The following is a 22,382-nucleotide window of genomic DNA, read 5'->3' on the forward strand; positions in this document are numbered from 1 at the left end:
AAAGCCGGGGCCCTCACGCCGGTGGAGGGCCGCCCGAGTCCGAGCTCAGACGGTGCTCGGCCCCGTGCCCCGCGGAAGGAACGCCGCCGCGGCGAGACCGACGAGCCCGAGGACGGCCAGTGTGATCATCGCGGCGGCGTAGGCGTGGGTGGTGAGGCCGGCGACGAGGATGGTGCCGGCGACCGCGGTGCCGAGGGACGAGCCGAGGTTGGACACGCTGCGCGACAGCCCGGAGATCTCGCCCTGCTGCTCCTCCGGGAAGCTCGACTGCACGACGTTGACCGACGGGGTCAGCATCACGCCGAGCCCCAGGCCGATCAGCAGCAGCCCGGGCACGAACGCCCAGGGATTCGGCGAGCCGCCCACCAGGGCCAGCAGGACGGCGATGCCGGCGGTCGTCAGCACGAAGCCCGTCATGATCAGCGTGCGCTGTGCGCGCCGCTTCGCGAGGCGGGCGGCGGCCAGGGAGGACGCGAGCAGGCCGACCGTGGCCGCCGTGAAGATCACGCCGGTCTGGATCGCGTCGTACCCGCGTACGACCTGGAGGTAGGCGGCGACGACGAACGACGTCCCCATCAGCACCAGCCACTGGATGTTCTGCGTGACGAGACCCAGGTTGGACGTGTGGTTGCGGAACAGGCTCGTCGCCAGGAGGGGCTCCTTGCCGGCCCGCTCCTTGGCCCGTACCGACAGGAAGAACCACAGCAGGAAGAGCGCACCGAGGACGAGCAGGGCGAGCATCAGCCAGAGGTTGTCGTCGGCCGCCAGGATCCCCGTGACGAGGAGGATGAGCCCGACGGCGGAGAGGACCGCCCCACCGGTGTCGAAGGGTCGCGTGGGATCGGGCGGAAGGGGGTCCTCGACCCGGCGGCTCAGCATGATGATCAGGGCGATCACCAGGGCCTGGAACACGAAGGCCGCGCGCCAGCCGATGCCCGAGGTGATGAGGCCCCCGATCAGCGGCCCGGCGGCCGCGCCGACGCCGCCCAGGGCCATGATGGTCCCGAAGGCGCGGGCGCGTGAGGTCATGTCCGTGAACAGCAGCGTCGTGAGGATGTAGACGGGCGGGATGAGCAGGGCCGTCCCGATGCCCTCGAGGATCGAGTTGCCGAGGATGAGGACGCCCAGGCCCGGCGCCGCCGCGCTCAGCAGGGCGCCGACACCGTAGACGGCGAGACCCGTCAGGAAGCACCGTTTGCGTCCGTAGCGGTCGGTCAGCTTGCCGCCGGGGATCATCAGCGCCGCCATGACGAGGAGGAAGATCGTGATCGCGACCTGCACGCCCTGGACGGTCGTGTCGAGGTCCCGGCTGATGTCGTTGATCATCACGTTCATGTTCGAACCGGCGAAGCTGCAGATGAACTGGGCCAGGGCGAGCGGGGCGAGCGCGCCGCGCATGGCACCGGTCGTGCGTCCCGAGGTGTCGGCTTCAGGCACCGGCGTCGCTCCCTCCGCTTCGTGCCCGCCGCCACCGGCGTGCCCTGCCTCAAGACTGCGCCCCGGCCCGGCCCGCCGCACTCCGGACCCCGTGTCCCGCCCCCGCGCGGGGCACGGGGTGAGGTCCTAGGGTTGAAACCCGGTGCTGAGGACGCAGGTCCAGGCAGGAGCACAGCGATGTCACAGAGCAGGACCGCCGCGATGCGCGCGGTGCCCGGCAGCACGCCCCAGGAACGCGCCGCCCGGGGCAAGGAGGCCCGCAACCGCTCACCCCGTTCGGGGCACGCCGTGTACCGGCCGTCCCCGGACCGGCCGGACCCGCTGGCCATCCTGGAAGAGCAGTCCGGGGACCGGGTACCCGAGCTGGTCCCGATCCGCTACGGCAGGATGCTGGAATCGCCCTTCCGGTTCTACCGGGGAGCCGCCGCGATCATGGCCTCCGACCTGGCCGGCAGTCCCGACTCGGGCATCACGGCCCAGCTGTGCGGGGACGCGCACCTGCTGAACTTCCGGCTGCTGGCCTCCCCGGAGCGGCGGCTGATGTTCGACATCAACGACTTCGACGAGACCCTGCCCGGCCCCTGGGAGTGGGACGTCAAACGGCTGTCGGCGAGCTTCGTCATCGCCGCCCGGGCGAACGGCTTCGACGACGCCGAGCGCGCGGGCATCGTGGGCACCGCCGTGCGCTCGTACCGCGAGGCGATGCGCGGCTTCGCCGGCATGGGCAACCTCGACGTCTGGTACGCCAGGATCGACCAGGACCGTCTGGAGGCCTTCGCGGCGGCCCAGCTCGACGAGGGTGGCCGCAGGAAACTCACCCGTGCGATGGCGAAGGCACGTGAACGCGGCACGCTACAGGCCTTCGACAAGCTCACGGAGGTGGTCGACGGCCGGCCGCGCATCGCGGCGGACCCCCCGCTGCTGGTGCCGCTCACGGACCTGCTGCCGGACGCCGAGCGCAGCGCGATGGAGGACCGGTTCGAGCACCTGATCGCCACCTACGGCTCCTCGATGGCGAGTGACCGGCGGACCCTCCTGGAGGACTACCAGCTGGTGGACATGGCCCGCAAGGTGGTCGGCGTCGGCAGCGTCGGAACCCGCTGCTGGATCCTGCTGCTCCTCGGCCGCGACGACCGGGACCCGCTCCTCCTGCAGGCCAAGGAGGCCGGCACCTCCGTGCTCGCCGACCACCTCGGCGCGAGCAGTTACCGCAACCAGGGCGAGCGCGTCGTGTCGGGACAGCGGCTGATGCAGGCGGCGAGCGACATGTTCCTGGGCTGGGAGCGGGTGGACGGGATCGACGGCAGGCGGCGCGACTTCTACATCCGCCAGCTGCGCGACTGGAAGGGGATCGCCATGCCGGAGACGATGTCGCCCGCACAGTTGGCGGCGTTCGCGGAGCTGTGCGGCCTCACCCTCGCCCGTGCGCACGCGCGCTCGGGCGACCGGATCGCGATCGCCTCGTACCTGGGCGGCGGCGTGGCCTTCGACCGGGCGCTCGTCACCTTCGCCGAGGCGTACGCCGATCAGAACGAACGCGACCACCAGGCCCTGGTCGACGCGGTGCGCGCGGGCCGGCTTCCCGCGCAGGAGCTTCCGGGGGCCTGACCGGGTGCCGCGCCAACAGAGCAGCGGCCGCCCCACGCCCGTTTCGGGCGGAGGCGGCCGTGGTCACCACGGTTACCAGCCTCGTGCGCGCCACTCCGCGAGGTGCGGGCGCTCGGCGCCGAGCGTCGTGTCGTTCCCGTGGCCCGGGTAGACCCAGGCCTCGTCCGGGAGGACGCCGAACAGCTTGGCCTCCAGCCCGTCCATCAGGGAGTTGAACTCCTCAGGCTGCGTCGTGCGGCCGGGGCCGCCGGGGAACAGGCAGTCGCCGGTGAACACGTGGGGGTGGCCGTGCGGGTCGTCGTAGACCAGCGCGATCGAGCCGGGGGTGTGTCCGACCAGGTGGCGGGCGGTCAGCGACACCCGTCCGACGGTGACCGTGTCGCCGTCCTGGACCGGCACGTCCGTGGGGACCGGGATGCCCTCGGCGTCGTAGGCGCCCGCGTAGGTGCGCGCGCCGGTGGCGTCGACGACTGCCTGGAGCGCGCCCCAGTGGTCGCCGTGCCGGTGGGTGGTGACGACGGACGCGATGCCGTCGTCGCCGATCAGGTTCAGCAGCGTGTCCGCCTCGGCCGCCGCGTCGATCAGCAGCTGCTCGCCGGTGGCCCGGCAGCGCAGCAGGTACGCGTTGTTGTTCATGGAACCCACCGCGACCTTGGAAATCATCAGGTCCGCGAGTTCGTGCACGTCGGCCGGACCGCCGACCTTGACCGCTCCGCTGTACGTCATGTCGGAATCCTAGAGCGCGGGGAGTTCGGGCACGGCGTCTCCGGCCTCGATGGCGAGGTGGGCGCCCTTGAGTCCGCGGCCGGCCAGCCAGCCGAGCAGGTCCTCCCGCGTGCCGCTCAGGGTCACCGGGGTGCCCTCGGTGCCGCCCGTGCGGGCGACGAACTCGCCGTCCGAGAACTGGAGGGTGACGGGCGGGACGCCGGGGCGGCCGGACCAGCGGTCGGCGAGGAAGGCGATCTCCCGGTCGGCGAACGCGGTCGGGAGGTCGTCGAGCCCGTAGCCGATGTTCAGGTCGACGTGGTGGAGCTCGACCTCCACGAGGCGGCGGAAGGGCACGTTGGCGGCCAGGTCGGTGACGCCGTTGCGCAGCTCGACGGTGCGCTGCCAGTCCTGGGCGGGCTCGGCGGTGGCGAGGAAGCGGGCCGCGGAATCACGGAGGTCCGTCAGGTGTTCTTCCAGGGGTCGCCCGGCGTCGCGCTCGATGTCCGCGTCGCGGGCGGCGGCGCTCTCGTACATGGGGCGGCCCTCGAGGACGTTCACGAGGGCGTCGGCGTTGCGCGCCAGGTGGGCCAGGATGTGGCCGCGGGTCCAGCCCGGGAGGTGTGACTCCTCGGAGAGGGAGGCGTTGTCCATTTTCGCGACTGCGGTCAGCAGCCGGTCCGTGGCTTCACGTACAGAGGCCAGGTCGTGCACATGATCAGTCATGGTTCCGAGCCTAGTGCTCACGGGGCCTGGCCACACGATCGGGTGAAGCGGTCACGGGAGTGCCGTAAATCGAATGTGCGTGCTATACGCTCGGAAGTCAGACTCCATCCCATCGCAGCGGCGCCCCCCATACCCTGGACAGTCGGGGCCCGTGCCCCCGCTCACTCAAGAAAGGTGCGACCGGCGTGACCGACCGTCTCATCGTTCGTGGCGCTCGCGAGCACAACCTGAAGAACGTCTCGCTCGACCTGCCCCGCGACTCGCTCATCGTCTTCACCGGCCTCTCCGGCTCGGGCAAGTCCTCCCTGGCCTTCGACACGATCTTCGCCGAGGGGCAGCGCCGCTACGTCGAGTCGCTGTCCTCCTACGCCCGGCAGTTCCTGGGGCAGATGGACAAGCCCGACGTCGACTTCATCGAAGGCCTCTCCCCGGCCGTCTCGATCGACCAGAAGTCCACCTCGCGCAACCCCCGCTCCACCGTCGGCACGATCACCGAGGTCTACGACTACCTCCGCCTGCTCTTCGCCCGCATCGGCAAGCCCCACTGCCCCGAGTGCCGCCGGCCGATCTCCCGGCAGTCGCCGCAGGCGATCGTCGACAAGGTCCTCGCGCTCCCCGAGGGCAGCCGCTTCCAGGTGCTGTCCCCGCTGGTCCGCGAGCGCAAGGGCGAGTTCGTCGACCTCTTCGCCGACCTCCAGACCAAGGGCTACAGCCGGGCGCGCGTGGACGGGGAGACCATCCAGCTCTCCGAACCGCCGACGCTGAAGAAGCAGGAGAAGCACACCATCGAGGTGGTCGTCGACCGCCTCACCGTCAAGGACAGCGCCAAGCGCCGGCTCACCGACTCCGTCGAGACCGCACTCGGCCTTTCCGGCGGCATGGTGATCCTGGACTTCGTCGACCTCGCCGAGGACGACCCCGAGCGCGAGCGGATGTACTCCGAGCACCTCTACTGCCCCTACGACGACCTCTCCTTCGAGGAGCTGGAGCCGCGCTCCTTCTCCTTCAACTCGCCCTTCGGCGCCTGCCCCGAGTGCACCGGCATCGGCACGCGCATGGAGGTCGACCCGGAGCTGATCGTCCCGGACGAGGACAAGTCCCTCGACGAGGGCGCGGTCTCGCCGTGGGCGCTCGGCCACACCAAGGACTACTTCCAGCGGCTGATCGGCGCCCTCGCCGGAGAGCTGGGCTTCCGGACCGACATCCCCTGGGCCGGGCTGCCGCAGCGGGCGAAGAAGGCCCTGCTGTACGGCCACAAGACCCAGATCGAGGTCCGCTACCGCAACCGGTACGGGCGCGAGCGGGCGTACACGACGGCCTTCGAGGGTGCCGTCCCGTTCGTCAAGCGGCGGCACGCCGAGTCCGAGAGCGACGCCAGCCGCGAGCGCTTCGAGGGCTACATGCGCGAGGTGCCCTGCCCGACCTGTGAGGGCACCCGGCTCAAGCCGATCGTGCTCGCGGTGACGGTGATGGAGCGGTCCATCGCCGAGGTCGCCGCGATGTCGATCAGCGAGTGCGCCGACTTCCTGGGGCGGCTGAAGCTCGACGCCCGCGACAAGAAGATCGCCGAGCGGGTCCTCAAGGAGGTCAACGAACGCCTCCGCTTCCTCGTGGACGTGGGCCTGGACTACCTCTCCCTGAACCGGGCCGCGGGCACCCTGTCCGGCGGCGAGGCCCAGCGCATCCGGCTGGCCACGCAGATCGGCTCCGGCCTGGTCGGCGTGCTGTACGTACTGGACGAGCCGTCCATCGGCCTGCACCAGCGCGACAACCACCGGCTGATCGAGACGCTGGTCCGGCTGCGGGACATGGGCAACACGCTCATCGTCGTCGAGCACGACGAGGACACCATCAAGGTGGCCGACTGGGTCGTGGACATCGGCCCCGGCGCCGGCGAGCACGGCGGCAAGGTCGTGCACAGCGGCTCCCTGAAGGAGCTGCTGGAGAACGGCGAGTCGATGACCGGCCAGTACCTGTCGGGCAAGAAGTCGATCCCCGTGCCCGACGTACGCCGCCCCGTGAACGGCGAGCGCAAGCTGACGGTGCACGGCGCCAAGGAGAACAACCTGCGGGACATCGACGTGTCCTTCCCGCTGGGCGTGCTCACGGCGGTCACCGGCGTCTCCGGCTCCGGCAAGTCGACGCTGGTCAACGACATCCTGTACACGCACCTGGCGCGCGAGCTCAACGGCGCCCGGTCGGTGCCGGGCCGCCACACGCGGGTGGACGGCGACGACCTCGTCGACAAGGTCGTGCACGTCGACCAGTCGCCGATCGGCCGGACCCCGCGGTCCAACCCGGCTACCTACACGGGCGTCTTCGACCACGTGCGCAAGCTCTTCGCGGAGACGATGGAGGCGAAGGTGCGCGGCTACCTGCCGGGCCGCTTCTCCTTCAACGTCAAGGGCGGCCGGTGCGAGAACTGCTCCGGCGACGGCACCATCAAGATCGAGATGAACTTCCTGCCGGACGTGTACGTCCCGTGCGAGGTCTGCCACGGCGACCGGTACAACCGGGAGACGCTGGAGGTGCACTACAAGGGCAAGTCCATCGCGGAAGTCCTGAACATGCCGATCGAGGAGGCCCTGGACTTCTTCGAGGCCGTGCCGACGATCGCCCGGCACCTGCGCACGCTGAACGAGGTCGGGCTCGGATACGTCCGCCTCGGCCAGTCCGCGCCGACCCTGTCCGGTGGTGAGGCCCAGCGCGTCAAGCTGGCCTCGGAGCTGCAGAAGCGGTCGACGGGCCGGACGGTGTACGTACTGGACGAGCCGACGACGGGGCTGCACTTCGAGGACATCTCGAAGCTGATCAAGGTGCTGTCCGGGCTGGTGGACAAGGGGAACTCGGTGATCGTCATCGAGCACAACCTCGACGTCATCAAGACCGCGGACTGGGTCGTCGACATGGGCCCCGAGGGCGGTTACGGCGGCGGCCTGGTGGTGGCCGAGGGCACGCCGGAGCAGGTCGCGTCGGTGGGCGCGAGCCACACGGGCAAGTTCCTGCGGGACATCCTGGGGGCGGAGCGCATCTCCGACGCGGGGGCGCCGCCGGTCGCGGTTCCGGCGCGGAAGCGGGCGGCGGCCAAGAAGGCGGCGCCCGCCAAGAAGGCCGCCGCCCCGGCGAAGAAGGCGGCCCCGGCGAAGAAGGCGACGGCCCGCACCCGCAAGGCGTAGCCCCTGGGCGGGGGAGGGCGGGGCCGCCGCGCCGGTGCGGCCAGGTCGGGCGCCGCTGCGCGGGTCCGGCCGGGGTGGCGGGGCCGCTGCGCGGTGCGAGTCCCCTACCCGCCCTTCGCCCGTTCCCCGGGGCGTTGCCCCGGACCCGTCGGGGCGTTGCCCCGGACCCGTCGGGGCGTTGGCCCGGGCTCCTTGGGGGGCGTGGGCCTGGACGCCGTGGGGTTCCGTCCCGGGTCTCGCGCCTCAATCGGCGGCTTCGGCCAGCTCCGCCGCGTACGGGGGTTCGGCGCCCGCGCGGGTGCAGGTCAGTGCGGCCGCGCGGGCCGCGTATGCCAGGACGTCCGGCCAGTCGGCGGCGCCGGCGTCCGGGGCCCCGGCGAGCCGGTGCAGCAGCGCCGCGTTGACGGTGTCGCCCGCGCCGATCGTGTCCGCCACGGCGACCGGGAGGGCCGCCGCGCTGTGCTCCGCGCCGTCCGAGGTCCACACCGTCAGGCCCGCCGCACCCCGGGTGAGCACCACCGCCGACGGCCCGGCCGCCAGCCAGTCGCCGACCCGGCCGCCCAGCCAGGCCGCGTCCTCCTCCGAGAGCTTGAGCACCGACACGTACGGCAGCCACCCCAGGAACCGCTCCCGGTACGCCTCCGGGTCCGAGATCAGCGCCGGGCGGACGTTGGGGTCCAGCAGGGTCAGCAGCCCGCGCCGCGACTCCCGGCGCAGCAGCGCCTCGTACGCGGACGCGCCCGGCTCCAGCACCAGGGAACAGGTCCCGAGCGCGAGGGCCCGTACCCCCGCGGGCAGCGCGGGCGGCAGGGCGAACAGCCGGTCGGCGGTCCCCTCGACGTAGAAGCCGTACACCGCCGAGCCGTCGGGGCCCAGCGAGGGCACGGCCAGCGTGGTCGGCTCGGGCCCGCGCTGCACCAGCGAGAGGTCCACCCCCGCGGTCCGCAGCCCCGCCAGCAGGCTCTCGCCGAAGCCGTCCGCCGACACCCGGGAGCAGAAGGCGACCTCCGCCCCGAGCCGGCCCAGAGCCAGGGCGGTGTTGTAGGGCCCGCCGCCGGGCCGGGGCAGCAGGGCGCCCGCCGGCCGCTCGACGGGCACGAGGTCGATCAGGGCTTCTCCACCGACGACGATCACGCGGGGGAAGGTATCCCATCGGACGCCGGTATCGTCGGGTCGACCCGTGGACCCGCACCCGGGGCCCGCCACTCGTGCCAGGAGAACCGCATGTCCGCGCAGCAGCCCGCCGCCCGCCGTACCGTCCTCAAGGGCGCCGCCGCGCTCGCCGGGGCCGTGGGCGCGGGGGCGGTGCTCACCGCGTGCTCCACCGCGAGCGACAGCGGCGCCGGCAGCCCGGCCGTCCCGAAGGAGCCGGTCGAGCTGGGCGGCGCGGCCGACGTCCCGGTCGGCGGCGCGAAGCTGTTCCGCGAGCGCAAGGTCGTCGTCAGCTGCCAGGCCGAGGGCCAGTACAAGGCGTTCAGCGCCCAGTGCACGCACGCCGGCTGCGTCCTGGACAAGATCGTCGAGGGCGAGGGCAACTGCCCCTGCCACGGCAGCCGCTTCGACGTCACCACCGGCAAGGTCCTGCGCGGTCCGGCCACCGACCCGCTGCCGGCGGTCCCGGTCAAGGTGGAGAACGGCAAGCTGATCGCGGGCTAGGGTCTGTCGTCGGCCGGGCCCGCCGGTCCGGCCGCTCCGCCGGTGAGGGCCGTGCCCGTGCGGGTGCGCAGGTGTACGGCGGAACGGCCCGTGCGGCGGGTCGTCACCAGGCCCGCCCCGCGGAGCGCCCCCAAGTGCTGGGAGACGGCGCTCGCGGTGACGCCCAGGCGGGCGGCGAGGTCGGGGGTGCTGAGCGGCTCGCCCAGTTCGGCGAGCAGCGCGGCGCGGGTGCGGCCGAGGACGGCGGCGAGCCCGGCGGACGTCGGACGGGGCTCCTCCCAGAGCAGTCCGACACCGGACGCCGGATAGCGGATGGAGGCGGCCGTGCGCGGGGAGTGGTCTACGACGACGTCCGGCCAGCCGAAGACGGACGGCATCAGCACCAGCCCGTGCCCGCCCGCCTCGATCGTGCACACCGCGCCCGCACGGCGGCGTCCGTGCACCACCAACTCGCCCTCCCGCCAGACCACATCCCGGTGCAGCTGCGCGAGGAGGCCTTCCACCCCGCAGTCGGCCAGCGTCACCGCCCGTCGCGTGAGGTCCGCCTCCAGCACGGCCCGCATCCGCCCCCAGTGCGGGGCCACCAGCCGGGAATGACAGCGCGCCAGCGCACCCGCCACCCGTTCCAGCAGCGCCGCCGGCTCCGGCAGCCGTCCCGCCCGGGCGCCCAGCGCGGCGCACTCGGCCGTCACGAACGCGGGGTCCGTCTCCCGCAGGTCCGCGAGCTCGGTGCCGAACGCGGGAAGGCGTTCCCCGGGCACGGGGAACAGGAACGACGGCAGGCAGCCCCCGAGCAGCGTCCGCAGCAACGGCAGCTCCGGTTCCGCCGCCAGCACCGGCTGCGCCTCGCGCACCCAGGGCCGGTGCACCTCGTGCCCGCCGGCACCGAGCGCCGCCCGTACGCCGAACACGGTCTCGGCGAGCGGCGACACCGCGAGCCGTACCCGCGCCACCTCGGCCGCCGAGAGGCGGATCTCCACCGGCATGTCCGCCCGCCCCCGATCGTTTAGCCGTGGCTGAACGATAGCCGGGCCCGGGCGCCGCGCCGCAGGCTGTCCGCCATGGAGTTCTTCGCCTCGTACGACGGCACGACGCTCGCCTTCCGCACGCTCGGCGCCGGGCCGCCACTGCTCTGCCTCCCCGGTGGCCCCGGCCGCGCCGCCGACTACCTCGGCGACCTGGGCGGCCTGTCCGCCCACCGCACCCTGATCCTGCCCGACACGCGCGGTACCGGCGCCTCCGCGATGCCCGCCGACCTGGCCACGTGCCGGGTCGACCGGCTGGTGGCCGACGTCGAGGCGCTCCGCCGCCACCTGGGCCTGGAACGCCTCGACCTGCTCGGCCACTCCGCCGGCGGCAGCCTGGCCATGCTCTACGCCGCCGCCCACCCCGACCGGCTGGCCGGCCTGACCCTGGTGACCCCCTCGTTCGCCGCCGTCGGACTGCCCTCCGACACCGGTGTGGCGGAGGTGATCGCCGCCCGTGCGGCGGAGCCCTGGCACGCCGACGCCGCGGTGGCGCACCGCCGGATGAGGACCGCGCGCACCTTCGCCGAGGCGGCGCGGTACCGCTTCGCCTTCGAACCGCTGATGTACGGGCGCTGGGACGACGCCGCCCGCGCGCACGCCGCCGCCGACCCCGCCCAGCGCTCGCTGCCCGTCAGCGAGCACTACTACAAGGACTACGTGCCCGACACCGAGGACCTGCGCGGGCGTCTGGGGGCCCTGCCCTGCCCCGTGCTGCTCCTCGCGGGCGAGCTGGACCTGTGGCCCACCGCCCGGTCGGCCAGGGACGCCGCGTCCCTCTTCCCCCGGGCGGTGCTCGCCGTCCAGCCGGGCGCCGGTCACTACCCCTGGCTGGACGACCCGGGGGCGTTCGCGGCGACGGTGGAGGCCTTCCTCGCCGGCCGCCGGGCCGGGAGTGACGCCGCTCCTACTCCCAGTCCCAGGTGATGCCCAGGATCCCGCGCCGCACCTCCTGTTCCAGCAGGTGCACCGCGCGGTGCCGGCCGCTCGGGGTGAGGTCGACGAGGGCGGTGCGGGGGGCGCCGGGGCCCGTGCGGGCGAAGCGGCGGCAGCGGACCGGGAGGGCCGCCTCGTCGAAGGCGACCTGGAGCACGTACTGCCCGCCCGCGTAGCTGAAGCCGCGCACGTACTCCGTGCTGCGGCCGCCCGTGCCGTCCGTGATCCCGTAGCCGAAGACGTACGTGTCCCCGCGCCGCAGCCGCGCGTCAAAGAGCAGCTCCGCCACCACCACCCCGGCCTCCCGGTGGCAGCGCACCCGGCCCGTGCGGCAGTTCTCGTACGCCGTCACCTCCACCCGCGTGGCGTCGCACCCCGGATCGCCGTGGTGGACGGCGAGGTAGCGGTCGACGCCGTCGCGGTGGGCCCGGACGATCTGCTGCGACTCCCGCGTGCGCAGCTCGCCGCCCGGGCCGATGCGGACCCGCTCGTGGTGGCCGACCGTGTGCAGGCCGCCGTCCGCCGGGAGCTCCATCCCGGCCAGCAGCCCCTCCACCGCCGCGCCCACGCTCACCAGCGCCCGGTAGGAGCGGGCGGCCGGGCGGGGCGGGCCGGCGTCGGGGAGGGGGCCGGTCAGCAGCCGCAGCAAGGAGCCGCCGGGCAGTTCCAGGATCTCCTCCAGGGCGGAGACCGCCCGCAGGGACTCGGGGTGGCGGGGCCGGCGGGCGCCCTGCTGCCAGTAACTGAGGCTGGTCACGCCGAGCTTGATGCCGCGCGCGGCCAGCCGGTGCTGGACGCGTTGCAGGGGCAGGCCGCGGGCGGCGATGGCGGCGCGCAAGGCGGCGTGGAAGGGGCCGTCGCGCAGCATCCGTGCGAGCTGCGCCGTGTCCGGCGCGTCTGGCGGGTCGCCGGTGGGCCGCATGGCGACTCCTCTGTGAACGTTCACACGCGCCGGGTGGGGGGCCGGGCCGGTGGTACCGGGGGACCTGGTGGAACGGCAGCAACCGTTCACACCACAGCCCCACCGTTCACACTGCAATGTCACCGCGTATTGAAGCGTGTTGACCTGATCGCGACAACACCCTGATGCTCCTCCACAGCGTCCGGACGCGCTCCTCCACCCCCACACACCCCGAGTCCCCACCTCGGGTCCCCATTCGGGAGGAACGCGATGCGCAACAGAAGAGGGCGGCCGTCCCCGGCCGCCGCCCAGACCTCCGCCCAGACCTCCGCCCAGACCTCCGCCCAGACCTCCGCCCAGACCTCCGTCCAGACCTCCGCCCTGATCGCCGCCCTGGTCTCCGCCCTGCTCCTCGTCCTGCTGCCCGTGGGCATCGGCGCCGGTACCGCCACCGCCGCCGGCCCGGCCGCGGACGCCCCGAGCGCCGCCCTGGCCTCCAAGCGGCTGGGCATCACCATGCAGGCCCAGCAGAAGAACAACTGGTGCTGGGCAGCCGGCGGCAACACCATCGCCACCTGGTTCGGCCGCAACTACAGCCAGAACCAGTTCTGCAACGCCGCCTTCAACCGCCAGCAGGGCACCGAGTGCCCCAACAACCAGGCCACCCTCGGCAACGTCCAGACCGCGCTGCGCTGGGCCGGCATCAACTCCGGCAGCTACGTGACCGGCTGGCTCCAGTACTCCACCGTGCAGAGCGAGATCAACGCCAACCGCCCCATAGAGACCCGCATCCAGTGGTCCAACGGCGGCGGCCACATGCACGTCCTCTACGGCTACGACACCGCGAGCAACTGGGTCTACTGGGGCGACCCCTGGCCCTCCAGCGACCGCTACAACTGGGCCTCCCACGCCTGGTACGTGGACAACAGCACCTTCTCCTGGACCCACTCCCTCTACCGGATCGGGGCGTGACCGCCATGACGCTCCGCGCCTCCGCGGCCGCGGCCCTCGCCGCCGCCGTAGCCGTACTGGTCACGGGCGGCCAGGCCGCCGCCGCGCCCGTACCGCAGCCGCAGACCGCCACCGCCGAGAACCGGGCGGCCGCCCACGAGGCCGCCGCCGCGCCCGACACCCTGGCCACCCTCTCCCGGTTCTTCGCCCGCGAGGGGAAGGTGTCGGTCGCCGCCGCGCAGCCCCGGGTCGAGGCAGAGGTGACCCCGGTGAGCTACCTCTCCCCGGACTTCGTCGCCGGGAAGGCCGGTGCGCCGGTCGCGCGGCTGGAGTTCCTGGCGAGCGCGGCCGTCTCCTCCGACGGGCAGAAGGCCGCCCTGTGGACCGCGAAGACCGGGGCGGGCTGGCAGGTGGTGAACATCGCCACCGGCGACGACGAGTTCCGCTACGCCCGGCTGGGCGCGGAGAAACTGCCCGGCGGGACCGTGTTCCGCGAGCCGCAGATCGACGCCTGGTACGTGGCACGCGGAGACCGGGTGCTGCCGCTGGACGAGGACGCGGCGCGGGCCGTGGGGGACCGGGGGACGACGCTCGCCGGATACCGGACCCGGGTGACGGGACTGTACGGGGACAAGCTGCCCGGGTCCGCGTACGCCGAGGGGGGCCGGGCCGGGGGCTTCGCCGACGGCGCCGGCGCCGGTGAGCCCGGTGGCCCGGGCGGGGTCCCGGCGGCGGTCGGCGCCGGAGCCGGGGCGCTGGCGCTGGGCGCGGGCGGGGCGGTCGTCCTGCTCCGGCGGCGCCGGGTGCGCGTGGCGTAGCCCCCGGGTGCTCCGCTCCGCGGGGCCCGGCCGGCGCCCTTCGCCGGGGGGGCGGGGGTGGGGGGTCGGCCCTGCGGGGCTGGTCCCCTCCCCGCCCTTCGCCCGTTCCCCGGGGCTGCGCCCCGGCCCCCCGGGGGCTCCGCCCCCGAACCCCCGCGCCTCAAACGCCGGCGCCGGCGTCGGCTGCCGGGCCGGGTGGACCGGGCCGGGGTGCGGGGGGTTGTCGGCCTCCGCCAGTAGGGTGGTTGGCATGGCCGACCCTTCCAGCTACCGTCCCGAGCCCGGGCAGGTCCCCGACTCCCCGGGGGTCTACAAGTTCCGCGACGAACACCGCCGAGTGATCTACGTCGGGAAGGCCAAGAGCCTGCGCCAGCGCCTGGCGAACTACTTCCAGGACATCGCCGGCCTGCACCCCCGTACCGCCACCATGGTCACCACGGCCGCCTCCGTCGAGTGGACCGTCGTGTCCACCGAGGTCGAGGCCCTCCAGCTCGAATACTCCTGGATCAAGGAGTTCGACCCCCGGTTCAACGTCAAGTACCGCGACGACAAGAGCTACCCCTCCCTCGCCGTGACGATGAACGAGGAGTACCCCCGCGTCCAGGTCATGCGCGGGCCCAAGAAGAAGGGCGTGCGCTACTTCGGCCCGTACGGGCACGCCTGGGCGATCCGCGAGACCGTCGACCTCATGCTGCGCGTCTTCCCGGTGCGCACCTGTTCCGCCGGGGTGTTCAAGCGGTCCGCCCAGATCGGCCGCCCCTGCCTGCTCGGCTACATCGGCAAGTGCTCCGCGCCCTGCGTCGGCCGGGTCACGCCCGAGGACCACCGGGAACTCGCCGAGGACTTCTGCGACTTCATGGCGGGCCGCACCGGCACCTACCTCTCCCGGCTGGAGAAGCAGATGCACGAGGCCGCCGAGGAGATGGAGTACGAGAAGGCCGCCCGGCTGCGCGACGACATAGGCGCCCTGCGCCGCGCCATGGAGAAGAACGCGGTCGTCCTCGCCGACGCCACCGACGCCGACCTCATCGCGGTCGCCGAGGACGAGCTGGAGGCGGCCGTGCAGATCTTCCACGTCCGCGGCGGCCGGGTCCGCGGCCAGCGCGGCTGGGTCACCGACAAGGTCGAGGCCGTCGACACCGCCGGGCTCGTCGAGCACGCCCTCCAGCAGCTGTACGGGGAGGAGAAGGGCGAGGCCGTCCCCAAGGAGGTGCTCGTACCGGCGCTGCCCGAGGACGCGCCCGCCCTGAGCCAGTGGCTCGCCGGGCGGCGCGGGTCCGGCGTCAGCCTGCGCATCCCGCAGCGCGGGGACAAGAAGGCGCTGATGGAGACCGTCCACCGCAACGCCCAGCAGTCCCTCGTCCTGCACAAGACCAAGCGCGCCAGCGACCTCACCACCCGCTCCCGGGCCCTGGAGGAGATCGCCGTCGCCCTGGAGCTGGACGGCGCGCCGCTGCGCATCGAGTGCTTCGACATCTCCCACCTCCAGGGTGACGACGTCGTGGCGTCCATGGTCGTCTTCGAGGACGGACTCGCCCGCAAGAGCGAGTACCGCCGGTTCCAGGTCAAGGGCTTCGAGGGGCAGGACGACGTCCGCTCCATGCACGAGGTCGTCTCCCGCCGCTTCCGCCGCTACCTCCAGGAGAAGCTGAAGACGGGCGAGTGGGACGCCGAGGACGGGGAGGTCCCCGAGGAGGACGGACGCCCCAAGCGCTTCGCGTACCCGCCGCAGCTCGTCGTCGTCGACGGCGGGCAGCCCCAGGTCGCGGCCGCCAAGCGGGCCCTGGAGGAGCTCGGCATCGACGACGTGGCCGTGTGCGGGCTCGCCAAGCGGCTGGAGGAGGTCTGGCTGCCCGGCGAGGACGACCCCGTCGTGCTGCCCCGCACCAGCGAGGGCCTCTACCTGCTCCAGCGGGTACGTGACGAAGCCCACCGCTTCGCCATCCAGTACCAGCGCAACAAGCGCGGAAAGCGCCTGAAGGCGGGCCCGCTGGACGAGGTCCCCGGCCTCGGCGAGAGCCGCAAGCTGGCCCTGCTGAAGCACTTCGGTTCGGTGAAGAAGCTGAGACAGGCGACAATCGACCAGATCTGCGAGGTCCCGGGCATAGGCCGCAAGACGGCGGAGACCGTGGCCGCCGCCCTCGCCGGGGCGGTTCCCGCCGGTCCTGCCGTCAACACGGCGACAGGAGAGATCATTGAGGACGAGGCCTCCGCACCTGCGGAGACATCGTCCGAACGGGGGACCGCGCCATGACCCAGCACGAGACCGCACAGACGACCGAGCACGCGAACGAGCACGACCGAGACGGAGCACAGGTGAGTACGGGCACGACCGTGGAGCCCGGCGACAACGCCGAGACCGCCATCCCCGAGCTGGTGATCATCTCCGGGATGTCCGGAGCCGGCCGCAGTACGGCGGCCAAGTGTCTGGAGGACCTCGGCTGGTTCGTCGTCGACAACCTCCCGCCGGCGCTGATCCCCACCATGGTGGAGCTCGGCGCCCGCTCCCAGGGCAACGTCGCGCGGATCGCCGTCGTCGTCGACGTCCGCGGCCGCCAGTTCTTCGACGCCCTGCGCGAGTCCCTCTCCGACCTGGAGGCCCGCGGGGTCACCCGGCGCATCGTCTTCCTGGAGTCCTCCGACGACGCGCTGGTCCGCCGCTTCGAGTCGGTCCGCCGCCCGCACCCCCTCCAGGGCGACGGCCGCATCGTCGACGGCATCGCCGCCGAGCGCGACCTGCTGCGCGAGCTGCGCGGTGACGCCGACCTGGTCATCGACACCTCCAGCCTGAACGTGCACGAGCTGCGCGCCAAGATGGACGCCCAGTTCGCGGGCGACGAGGAGCCCGAGCTGCGGGCCACCGTCATGTCCTTCGGCTTCAAGTACGGGCTGCCCGTCGACGCCGACCTCGTCGTCGACTGCCGCTTCATCCCCAACCCGCACTGGGTCCCGGAGCTGCGCCCCTTCACCGGGCTCAACGAGGAGGTGTCGGGCTACGTCTTCAGCCAGCCCGGCGCCAAGGAGTTCCTCGACCGCTACACCGAGCTGCTCCAGCTCATCGCCGCCGGCTACCGCCGCGAGGGCAAGCGGTACGTGACCATCGCCGTCGGCTGCACCGGCGGCAAGCACCGCAGCGTGGCCATGTCGGAGAAGCTCGCCGCCCGCCTCGCCTCCGAGGGAGTCGAGACCGTCGTCGTCCACCGGGACATGGGGCGCGAGTGACCGGACGCACCCTGCGGCTGCGCCGCCTGCGCCGTCTGACCCCCGGACGGGGCGAGGAGGGCGAAGGCCGCGCCGGCCGCCGCGCGGCGTCGAAGGTGGCCGCGCCCAAGGTCGTCGCCCTCGGCGGCGGCATGGGCCTGTCGGCCTCCCTCGCCGCGCTGCGCCGGATCACCGGCGAGCTCACGGCCGTGGTCACCGTCGCGGACGACGGCGGCTCCAGCGGACGGCTCCGGGAGGAGCTGAGCGTGCTGCCGCCGGGCGACCTGCGCAAGGCGCTGGCCGCGCTGTGCGGCGACGACGACTGGGGCCAGACCTGGGCCCGGGTCATCCAGCACCGCTTCCAGTCCGAGGGCGATCTGCACGGGCACGCGGTCGGCAACCTGCTGATCGTCGCCCTCTGGGAGCAGCTCGGCGACCCCGTCCAGGCCCTCGACCTGGTCGGGAAGCTGCTCGGCGCGCAGGGCCGGGTGCTGCCGATGTCGGCGGTGCCGCTGGAGCTCCAGGCGCTGGTCAAGGGGCACGACCCGGCCCGCCCGGACGAGGTCGACACGGTCCGGGGGCAGGCCACGGTGGCCCTCACACCCGGCGAGGTGCTCTCGGTGCAGGTCGTGCCGACGGACCCGCCGGCCGTGCCGGAGGCCGTCGCCGCCGTGCTCGACGCCGACTGGGTGGTGCTGGGCCCGGGGTCCTGGTTCTCCTCCGTGATCCCGCACCTGCTCGTGCCGGAGCTGCTGGACGCGCTGGTACAGACCAAGGCCCGGCGGGTCCTGTCACTGAACCTGGCGCCGCAGCCCGGCGAAACCGAGGGCTTCTCTCCGCAGCGTCATTTGGAGGTTTTGGCCCGACACGCCCCTAAACTCGCCCTGGACGTGGTGCTGGCCGACGAGGCCGCCGTGCCCGACCGCGAGTCCCTCGCCGATGCCGCGAAACGGTTCGGTGCCGCGGTCGAGCTGGCTCCCGTGGCCAGACAGGACGGTTCTCCGAAGCACGATCCGGAGCTGCTGGCCGCCGCGTACGACCGTATTTTTCGGATGCATGGAAGGATCGGCCCATGGCGATGACGCCCGCGGTGAAGGATGAGATCTCACGCCTCCCCGTCACCCGGACCTGCTGCAGGAAGGCGGAGGTCTCGGCGATCCTGCGGTTCGCGGGCGGCCTGCACCTGGTGAGCGGCCGCATCGTCATCGAGGCGGAGCTGGACACCGGGATCGCGGCCCGACGGCTGCGCAAGGACATCCTGGAGATCTTCGGCCACTCCTCCGACCTGGTGGTCATGGCCCCGGGCGGGCTGCGCCGGGGCAGCCGCTTCGTCGTGCGCGTCGTCGCGGGCGGGGACCAGCTGGCACGCCAGACGGGCCTCGTGGACGGCCGCGGCCGCCCCATCCGGGGTCTTCCCCCGCAGGTGGTCTCCGGCGCCACCTGCGACGCGGAGGCGGCCTGGCGCGGTGCCTTCCTGGCCCACGGCTCCCTCACCGAACCGGGACGCTCCTCCTCCCTGGAGGTCACCTGCCCCGGCCCGGAGGCGGCCCTGGCCCTGGTGGGCGCCGCCCGCAGGCTCTCCATCGCCGCCAAGGCGCGCGAGGTACGCGGCGTGGACCGGGTCGTGGTCCGCGACGGCGACGCGATCGGCGCCCTGCTGACCCGCCTCGGCGCCCACGAGTCGGTGCTGGCCTGGGAGGAGCGGCGGATGCGGCGCGAGGTGCGCGCCACCGCCAACCGCCTCGCCAACTTCGACGACGCCAACCTGCGCCGCTCGGCACGGGCCGCGGTGGCCGCCGGCGCCCGGGTCCAGCGCGCGCTGGAGATCCTCGGCGAGGAGGTCCCCGAGCACCTCGCCGCGGCCGGCCGGCTGCGCATGGAGCACAAGCAGGCCTCCCTGGAGGAGCTGGGCGCGCTCGCCGACCCGCCGCTGACCAAGGACGCCGTCGCCGGCCGGATCCGCCGCCTGCTGGCGATGGCCGACAAGCGGGCCCAGGACCTCGGCATTCCGGGCACCGAGTCGAACCTGGACCTCAGCGAGGAACTGGCCGACAACATGGCCGGCTGACCCGCGGTTCTCCGGAACGCTCCCGACGGGCCCGCACGCCCACCCGCGTGCGGGCCCGTCCCGTTCCCGCTCCGCACCCGTTTGTCCCATTGACATGTGCATCTTCGGATCGTGAGCCTTGCGTCCGAAGCTTTCGTGGCAGACGACGCCCAGGGGGGCACATGAGGCACCGCGCGAGTTCGATCCTCGCCGCAAGCGCACTCGTCTTCGCAAGCACACTGGCCGCGGTACCCGCCGCGGCCCACGCCCGGGCCCAGGCCCGGCCCGCGTCCGGCGCGGCCTCCGGTGCCGACGAGGTACGGGTCTACGACGCCGACATCACCCGCGAGCAGGTCCCGCTCGTCCTCGCCGCCGGCCAGGACGCCCACGAACTCTCCGAGCGCGCCCCGGAGACCGGCACCGCCCGCGTCGAGCTCTTCCTCACCGGGGAGCAGGCCGGGCAGCTCGCCGCCCAGGGGGTCAAGCTCGCCGAGCGCAAGGTGCCCGCCCAGGGCCTGGCCCGTGCCAAGGCCGCCGGGGACGGCGTCTTCCGCCCGTACAGCGGCAAGGGCGGCCTCCAGGAGGAGATCCTGCGGACCGCCCGGGAGAAGCCGGCGCTCACCAAGGTCGTCTCCATCGGCAAGAGCCTCCAGGGCAAGGACATCCTCGCCCTCAAGGTCACCAAGGACGCCAAGCGGACCAGGGACGGCGCCAAGCCGTCCGTGCTCTACCTGTCCAACCAGCACGCCCGGGAGTGGATCACCCCCGAGATGACCCGGCGGCTGATGCACCACACCCTCGACAACTACGGCAAGGACCAGCGGATCACCAAGCTGGTGGACTCCACCGAGCTGTGGTTCCTGCTCTCCGCCAACCCCGACGGCTACGACTACACGTTCACCTCCGACAGCACCCGCCTGTGGCGCAAGAACCTCCGCGACAACGACGGGGACGGCAAGATCACCGCGGTGGACGGCGTCGACCTCAACCGCAACTTCGCCCACAAGTGGGGCTACGACAACGAGGGTTCCTCCCCGAACCCCTCCAGCGAGACCTTCCGCGGCCCCAGGGCGCAGTCCGAGCCCGAGACCACGGCCCTCGACGGCTTCGAGAAGCGCATCGGCTTCGAGTACGCGATCAACTACCACTCGGCGTCCGAGCTGATCCTGTACGGCGTCGGCTGGCAGGTCGCCACCCCCACCCCCGACGACATCGCCTACAAGGCCCTCGCCGGCACCCCCGAGAACCCCGCCGTGCCCGGCTACTACCCCCAGATCTCCTCGGAGCTGTACACGACCAACGGCGAGGCGGACGGCCACGCGGCCAACGTCAACGGCGTCATGATGTTCACGCCGGAGATGACCACCTGCCAGACGGCCTCCGCGATCGACCCGAACGACGCCTGGAAGCCCGAGGACTGCGCCTCCGGCTTCAACTTCCCCGACGACGAGAAGCTGATCCAGCAGGAGTTCGCCAAGAACGTCCCCTTCGCGCTGAGCGTCGGCGAGAGCGCCGCACACCCGGACCGGCCCTCCTCCTCCGTCGGCCTGAGCGCCGCCGACTTCACCCCCGACCCCTTCACCACCTCCTACGCGGCCCGGGGCGAGGACCAGACGGTCGCCGTCACGGCCCGCAAGGCGCTGAAGGACAAGCGCCTCAACTTCCGTGTCAACGGCGGCCGTGCGCACGACGACGGGCTCAGGGCCTGGAAGGGCGGGGACGTCTACGGCGGGGACGACAACAACTGGTTCGACGAGTACCGGGGCACGGTGGACGGCGCCAAGCCCGGGGACAAGGTCGAGGTCTGGTTCACCGGACGCGACCGCTCCGGCGAGAAGGTCTCCAGCGAGCACTTCACGTACACCGTGGCCGAGCGGCCGCGCGCGGACGTCCTGGTGATCGCCGAGGAGGGCGCCACGGCCCAGCACGCCCGGGAATACGTGGACGCGCTGCGGGCCAACGGGAAGTCGGCCGCCGTGTGGGACGTGGCCGCGCAGGGCGTCCCGCACCACCTCGGCGTGCTCTCCCACTTCCGCACGGCCGTCCACTACACGGGCGCCGGCGCCCCCGGCGGACCCACCCAGCTGGCGGTCCGCGACTTCCTCAACGAGGGCGGCAAGCTCGTCGAGGCCGGTGAGCCGGCCGGCGGCCGGGCCCAGGTCGGCCGCGCCCTCACCGACGACTTCAGCCAGTACTACCTCGGCGCGTACGGCCGTGCCCCGGTCAAGGGCCCGACCGGCTTCACCGGCGCGGGCACCCTGGCCGGCGCCAAGGGCTCCCTCGGCGACGCGGCCGGCAACCCGCTGAACGCCCCCGGTGCCTACACCGTCACCTCCGACACGCTCCCGGCGGCCCGGTTCCCGCAGTTCAAGAGCGCCCAGGCGGGCCAGTACGCCGGGGTGACCAACCCGTACGCCCCCTACGCGGGCACCGGGATGGCGTCGGCGACCCATGACGACGGCGACTGGAAGCGCCTCACGCGCACCATCGACCTCACCAAGGTGACCGCCGCCGACCAGCCGAAGCTGAAGACGACCCTCAACTGGAACACCGAGGAGGGCTACGACCACGCCGTCCTGGAGGCCCGTACGGCCGGCGGGGACGACTGGACCACACTCCCGGACTCGGGAGGGCTGAGCTCCGCCACAGTCCCGGCGGAGTGCGAGGCCGGCTTCTTCGTCAACGGCCACCCCTTCCTGCGCCGCTACCTCACCCTCGCCGGCGGCGGCTGCACCGCCTCCGGCAGTAGCGGAGCGTGGAACAGCTTCACCGGCTCCTCCGGCGGCTGGAAGCAGGTCGGCTTCGACCTGAGCGCCTACGCGGGCAAGACGGTGGAGGTCTCCCTCGCCTACATCACCGACCCCGCCTCGGGCGGCCGGGGCGTCTTCGCCGACGAGGCGCGGCTGTCCGTCGGCGGTACCGACCAGCCCGCCGAGGGCTTCGAGACCTCCCTCGGCGCGTGGACCGCGCAGCCGGCGCCCGCCGGAAGTCCCGACGTTCCGGGAGATTGGTCCAGGACCGGGGAGCTGTTCAAGTCCTACGCGGCGGTCACTACGCGTGACACGGTCCTCCTCGGCTTCGGGCTGGAGCACCTCACGGCCCCGGCCGACCGCGCCGCGGTGCTCGGCAGCGTGCTCAGGTCCCTGGACCGCTGATCCACGACCCGGTCCCCGTTCACTCTCGGTGACGGGGACC

17 protein-coding genes are annotated in these 22,382 nt (G+C 73.0%); 11 read left to right on the forward strand and 6 right to left on the reverse strand.

Annotated elements, in window-relative coordinates:
• Window positions 1–45 precede the first annotated feature (45 nt).
• On the reverse strand, window positions 46–1,398 hold the full coding sequence (locus tag ABD973_RS24490; protein WP_206436632.1) for an MFS transporter: 1,353 nt from the start codon (window positions 1,396–1,398) through the stop codon (window positions 46–48).
• 216 nt (window positions 1,399–1,614) lie between these two features.
• On the opposite strand from ABD973_RS24490, the gene ABD973_RS24495 reads away from it, so the two are divergent.
• Window positions 1,615–3,045, forward strand: a complete 1,431-nt coding sequence (locus ABD973_RS24495; protein ID WP_125820768.1) for a DUF2252 domain-containing protein — start codon at window positions 1,615–1,617, stop codon at window positions 3,043–3,045.
• A gap of 72 nt (window positions 3,046–3,117) precedes the next feature.
• Here the strand turns inward: ABD973_RS24495 and ABD973_RS24500 are convergent, their stop codons facing one another.
• Window positions 3,118–3,771, reverse strand: a complete 654-nt coding sequence (locus tag ABD973_RS24500; protein WP_125820767.1) for an MBL fold metallo-hydrolase — start codon at window positions 3,769–3,771, stop codon at window positions 3,118–3,120.
• A gap of 9 nt (window positions 3,772–3,780) precedes the next feature.
• Complete coding sequence (locus ABD973_RS24505) at window positions 3,781–4,476, reverse strand: maleylpyruvate isomerase family mycothiol-dependent enzyme (RefSeq protein WP_345502124.1); 696 nt, start codon at window positions 4,474–4,476, stop codon at window positions 3,781–3,783.
• Between the two features lie 185 nt (window positions 4,477–4,661).
• Here ABD973_RS24505 and uvrA point away from each other — a divergent pair, with 185 nt between their 5' ends.
• Window positions 4,662–7,652 carry an excinuclease ABC subunit UvrA gene (gene uvrA / locus ABD973_RS24510; protein ID WP_125820766.1) on the forward strand — a complete coding sequence of 997 codons (2,991 nt, stop codon included), beginning with the start codon at window positions 4,662–4,664 and terminating at the stop codon, window positions 7,650–7,652.
• Between the two features lie 243 nt (window positions 7,653–7,895).
• On the opposite strand, the gene ABD973_RS24515 is transcribed toward uvrA, so the two are convergent.
• Window positions 7,896–8,786 (reverse strand): carbohydrate kinase family protein, encoded by an 891-nt coding sequence (locus tag ABD973_RS24515; RefSeq protein WP_125820765.1) that lies wholly within the window; start codon window positions 8,784–8,786, stop codon window positions 7,896–7,898.
• A 90-nt stretch (window positions 8,787–8,876) separates the two neighbouring features.
• On the opposite strand from ABD973_RS24515, the gene ABD973_RS24520 reads away from it, so the two are divergent.
• Window positions 8,877–9,308 carry a Rieske (2Fe-2S) protein gene (locus ABD973_RS24520; protein WP_125820764.1) on the forward strand — a complete coding sequence of 144 codons (432 nt, stop codon included), beginning with the start codon at window positions 8,877–8,879 and terminating at the stop codon, window positions 9,306–9,308.
• Here the strand turns inward: ABD973_RS24520 and ABD973_RS24525 are convergent.
• Window positions 9,305–10,294, reverse strand: a complete 990-nt coding sequence (locus tag ABD973_RS24525) for an ArsR/SmtB family transcription factor (protein WP_125820763.1) — start codon at window positions 10,292–10,294, stop codon at window positions 9,305–9,307. The genes ABD973_RS24520 and ABD973_RS24525 overlap by 4 nt on opposite strands.
• A gap of 75 nt (window positions 10,295–10,369) precedes the next feature.
• Between ABD973_RS24525 and ABD973_RS24530 the strand changes: the two genes are divergently transcribed.
• Window positions 10,370–11,260 (forward strand): alpha/beta fold hydrolase, encoded by an 891-nt coding sequence (locus ABD973_RS24530; protein ID WP_125820762.1) that lies wholly within the window; start codon window positions 10,370–10,372, stop codon window positions 11,258–11,260.
• Here the strand turns inward: ABD973_RS24530 and ABD973_RS24535 are convergent.
• Window positions 11,241–12,191, reverse strand: a complete 951-nt coding sequence (locus ABD973_RS24535) for a hypothetical protein (RefSeq protein WP_125820761.1) — start codon at window positions 12,189–12,191, stop codon at window positions 11,241–11,243. The genes ABD973_RS24530 and ABD973_RS24535 overlap by 20 nt on opposite strands.
• A gap of 249 nt (window positions 12,192–12,440) precedes the next feature.
• On the opposite strand from ABD973_RS24535, the gene ABD973_RS24540 reads away from it, so the two are divergent.
• The 7 genes from ABD973_RS24540 to ABD973_RS24570 all read left to right on the forward strand — a co-directional run bounded on the left by ABD973_RS24540 (window position 12,441) and on the right by ABD973_RS24570 (window position 22,342).
• Entirely contained in the window at window positions 12,441–13,142 is a 702-nt protein-coding gene (locus tag ABD973_RS24540; protein ID WP_241253191.1) for a papain-like cysteine protease family protein, read from the forward strand.
• A gap of 5 nt (window positions 13,143–13,147) precedes the next feature.
• On the forward strand, window positions 13,148–13,939 hold the full coding sequence (locus tag ABD973_RS24545; protein ID WP_386381790.1) for a hypothetical protein: 792 nt from the start codon (window positions 13,148–13,150) through the stop codon (window positions 13,937–13,939).
• A gap of 250 nt (window positions 13,940–14,189) precedes the next feature.
• Window positions 14,190–16,193 carry an excinuclease ABC subunit UvrC gene (gene uvrC / locus ABD973_RS24550; protein ID WP_125594310.1) on the forward strand — a complete coding sequence of 668 codons (2,004 nt, stop codon included), beginning with the start codon at window positions 14,190–14,192 and terminating at the stop codon, window positions 16,191–16,193.
• Window positions 16,190–17,161: an RNase adapter RapZ gene (rapZ, locus tag ABD973_RS24555; RefSeq protein WP_125820759.1), complete on the forward strand. Its 972-nt coding sequence runs from the start codon at window positions 16,190–16,192 to the stop codon at window positions 17,159–17,161. Before uvrC ends, rapZ begins: the two co-directional genes overlap by 4 nt.
• Window positions 17,158–18,222, forward strand: coding sequence for a gluconeogenesis factor YvcK family protein (locus tag ABD973_RS24560; RefSeq protein WP_125594312.1), 1,065 nt, complete (start codon window positions 17,158–17,160; stop codon window positions 18,220–18,222). The genes rapZ and ABD973_RS24560 overlap by 4 nt, the downstream gene beginning before the upstream one ends.
• Window positions 18,213–19,208 (forward strand): DNA-binding protein WhiA, encoded by a 996-nt coding sequence (gene whiA / locus ABD973_RS24565; RefSeq protein WP_030237199.1) that lies wholly within the window; start codon window positions 18,213–18,215, stop codon window positions 19,206–19,208. The genes ABD973_RS24560 and whiA overlap by 10 nt, the downstream gene beginning before the upstream one ends.
• Window positions 19,209–19,369: 161 nt before the next feature.
• Window positions 19,370–22,342 carry a M14 family metallopeptidase gene (locus ABD973_RS24570; protein ID WP_345502133.1) on the forward strand — a complete coding sequence of 991 codons (2,973 nt, stop codon included), beginning with the start codon at window positions 19,370–19,372 and terminating at the stop codon, window positions 22,340–22,342.
• Window positions 22,343–22,382 lie beyond the last annotated feature (40 nt).

Origin of the sequence: Streptomyces racemochromogenes (genome assembly GCF_039535215.1) — a bacterium.
Taxonomy (GTDB): domain Bacteria; phylum Actinomycetota; class Actinomycetes; order Streptomycetales; family Streptomycetaceae; genus Streptomyces; species Streptomyces racemochromogenes.

What these genes read in the sequence shown, in the direction of transcription:
- ABD973_RS24490 (WP_206436632.1), bottom strand. Translation starts at nt 1,398, where the DNA reads ATGCGCGGCGCGCTCGCCCCGCTCGCCCTGGCCCAGTTCATCTGCAGC.
- ABD973_RS24495 (WP_125820768.1), top strand. Translation starts at nt 1,615, where the DNA reads ATGTCACAGAGCAGGACCGCCGCGATGCGCGCGGTGCCCGGCAGCACG.
- ABD973_RS24500 (WP_125820767.1), bottom strand. Translation starts at nt 3,771, where the DNA reads ATGACGTACAGCGGAGCGGTCAAGGTCGGCGGTCCGGCCGACGTGCAC.
- ABD973_RS24505 (WP_345502124.1), bottom strand. Translation starts at nt 4,476, where the DNA reads ATGACTGATCATGTGCACGACCTGGCCTCTGTACGTGAAGCCACGGAC.
- ABD973_RS24520 (WP_125820764.1), top strand. Translation starts at nt 8,877, where the DNA reads ATGTCCGCGCAGCAGCCCGCCGCCCGCCGTACCGTCCTCAAGGGCGCC.
- ABD973_RS24525 (WP_125820763.1), bottom strand. Translation starts at nt 10,294, where the DNA reads ATGCCGGTGGAGATCCGCCTCTCGGCGGCCGAGGTGGCGCGGGTACGG.
- ABD973_RS24530 (WP_125820762.1), top strand. Translation starts at nt 10,370, where the DNA reads ATGGAGTTCTTCGCCTCGTACGACGGCACGACGCTCGCCTTCCGCACG.
- ABD973_RS24535 (WP_125820761.1), bottom strand. Translation starts at nt 12,191, where the DNA reads ATGCGGCCCACCGGCGACCCGCCAGACGCGCCGGACACGGCGCAGCTC.
- ABD973_RS24540 (WP_241253191.1), top strand. Translation starts at nt 12,441, where the DNA reads ATGCGCAACAGAAGAGGGCGGCCGTCCCCGGCCGCCGCCCAGACCTCC.
- ABD973_RS24545 (WP_386381790.1), top strand. Translation starts at nt 13,148, where the DNA reads ATGACGCTCCGCGCCTCCGCGGCCGCGGCCCTCGCCGCCGCCGTAGCC.
- uvrC (WP_125594310.1), top strand. Translation starts at nt 14,190, where the DNA reads ATGGCCGACCCTTCCAGCTACCGTCCCGAGCCCGGGCAGGTCCCCGAC.
- rapZ (WP_125820759.1), top strand. Translation starts at nt 16,190, where the DNA reads ATGACCCAGCACGAGACCGCACAGACGACCGAGCACGCGAACGAGCAC.
- whiA (WP_030237199.1), top strand. Translation starts at nt 18,213, where the DNA reads ATGGCGATGACGCCCGCGGTGAAGGATGAGATCTCACGCCTCCCCGTC.
- ABD973_RS24570 (WP_345502133.1), top strand. Translation starts at nt 19,370, where the DNA reads ATGAGGCACCGCGCGAGTTCGATCCTCGCCGCAAGCGCACTCGTCTTC.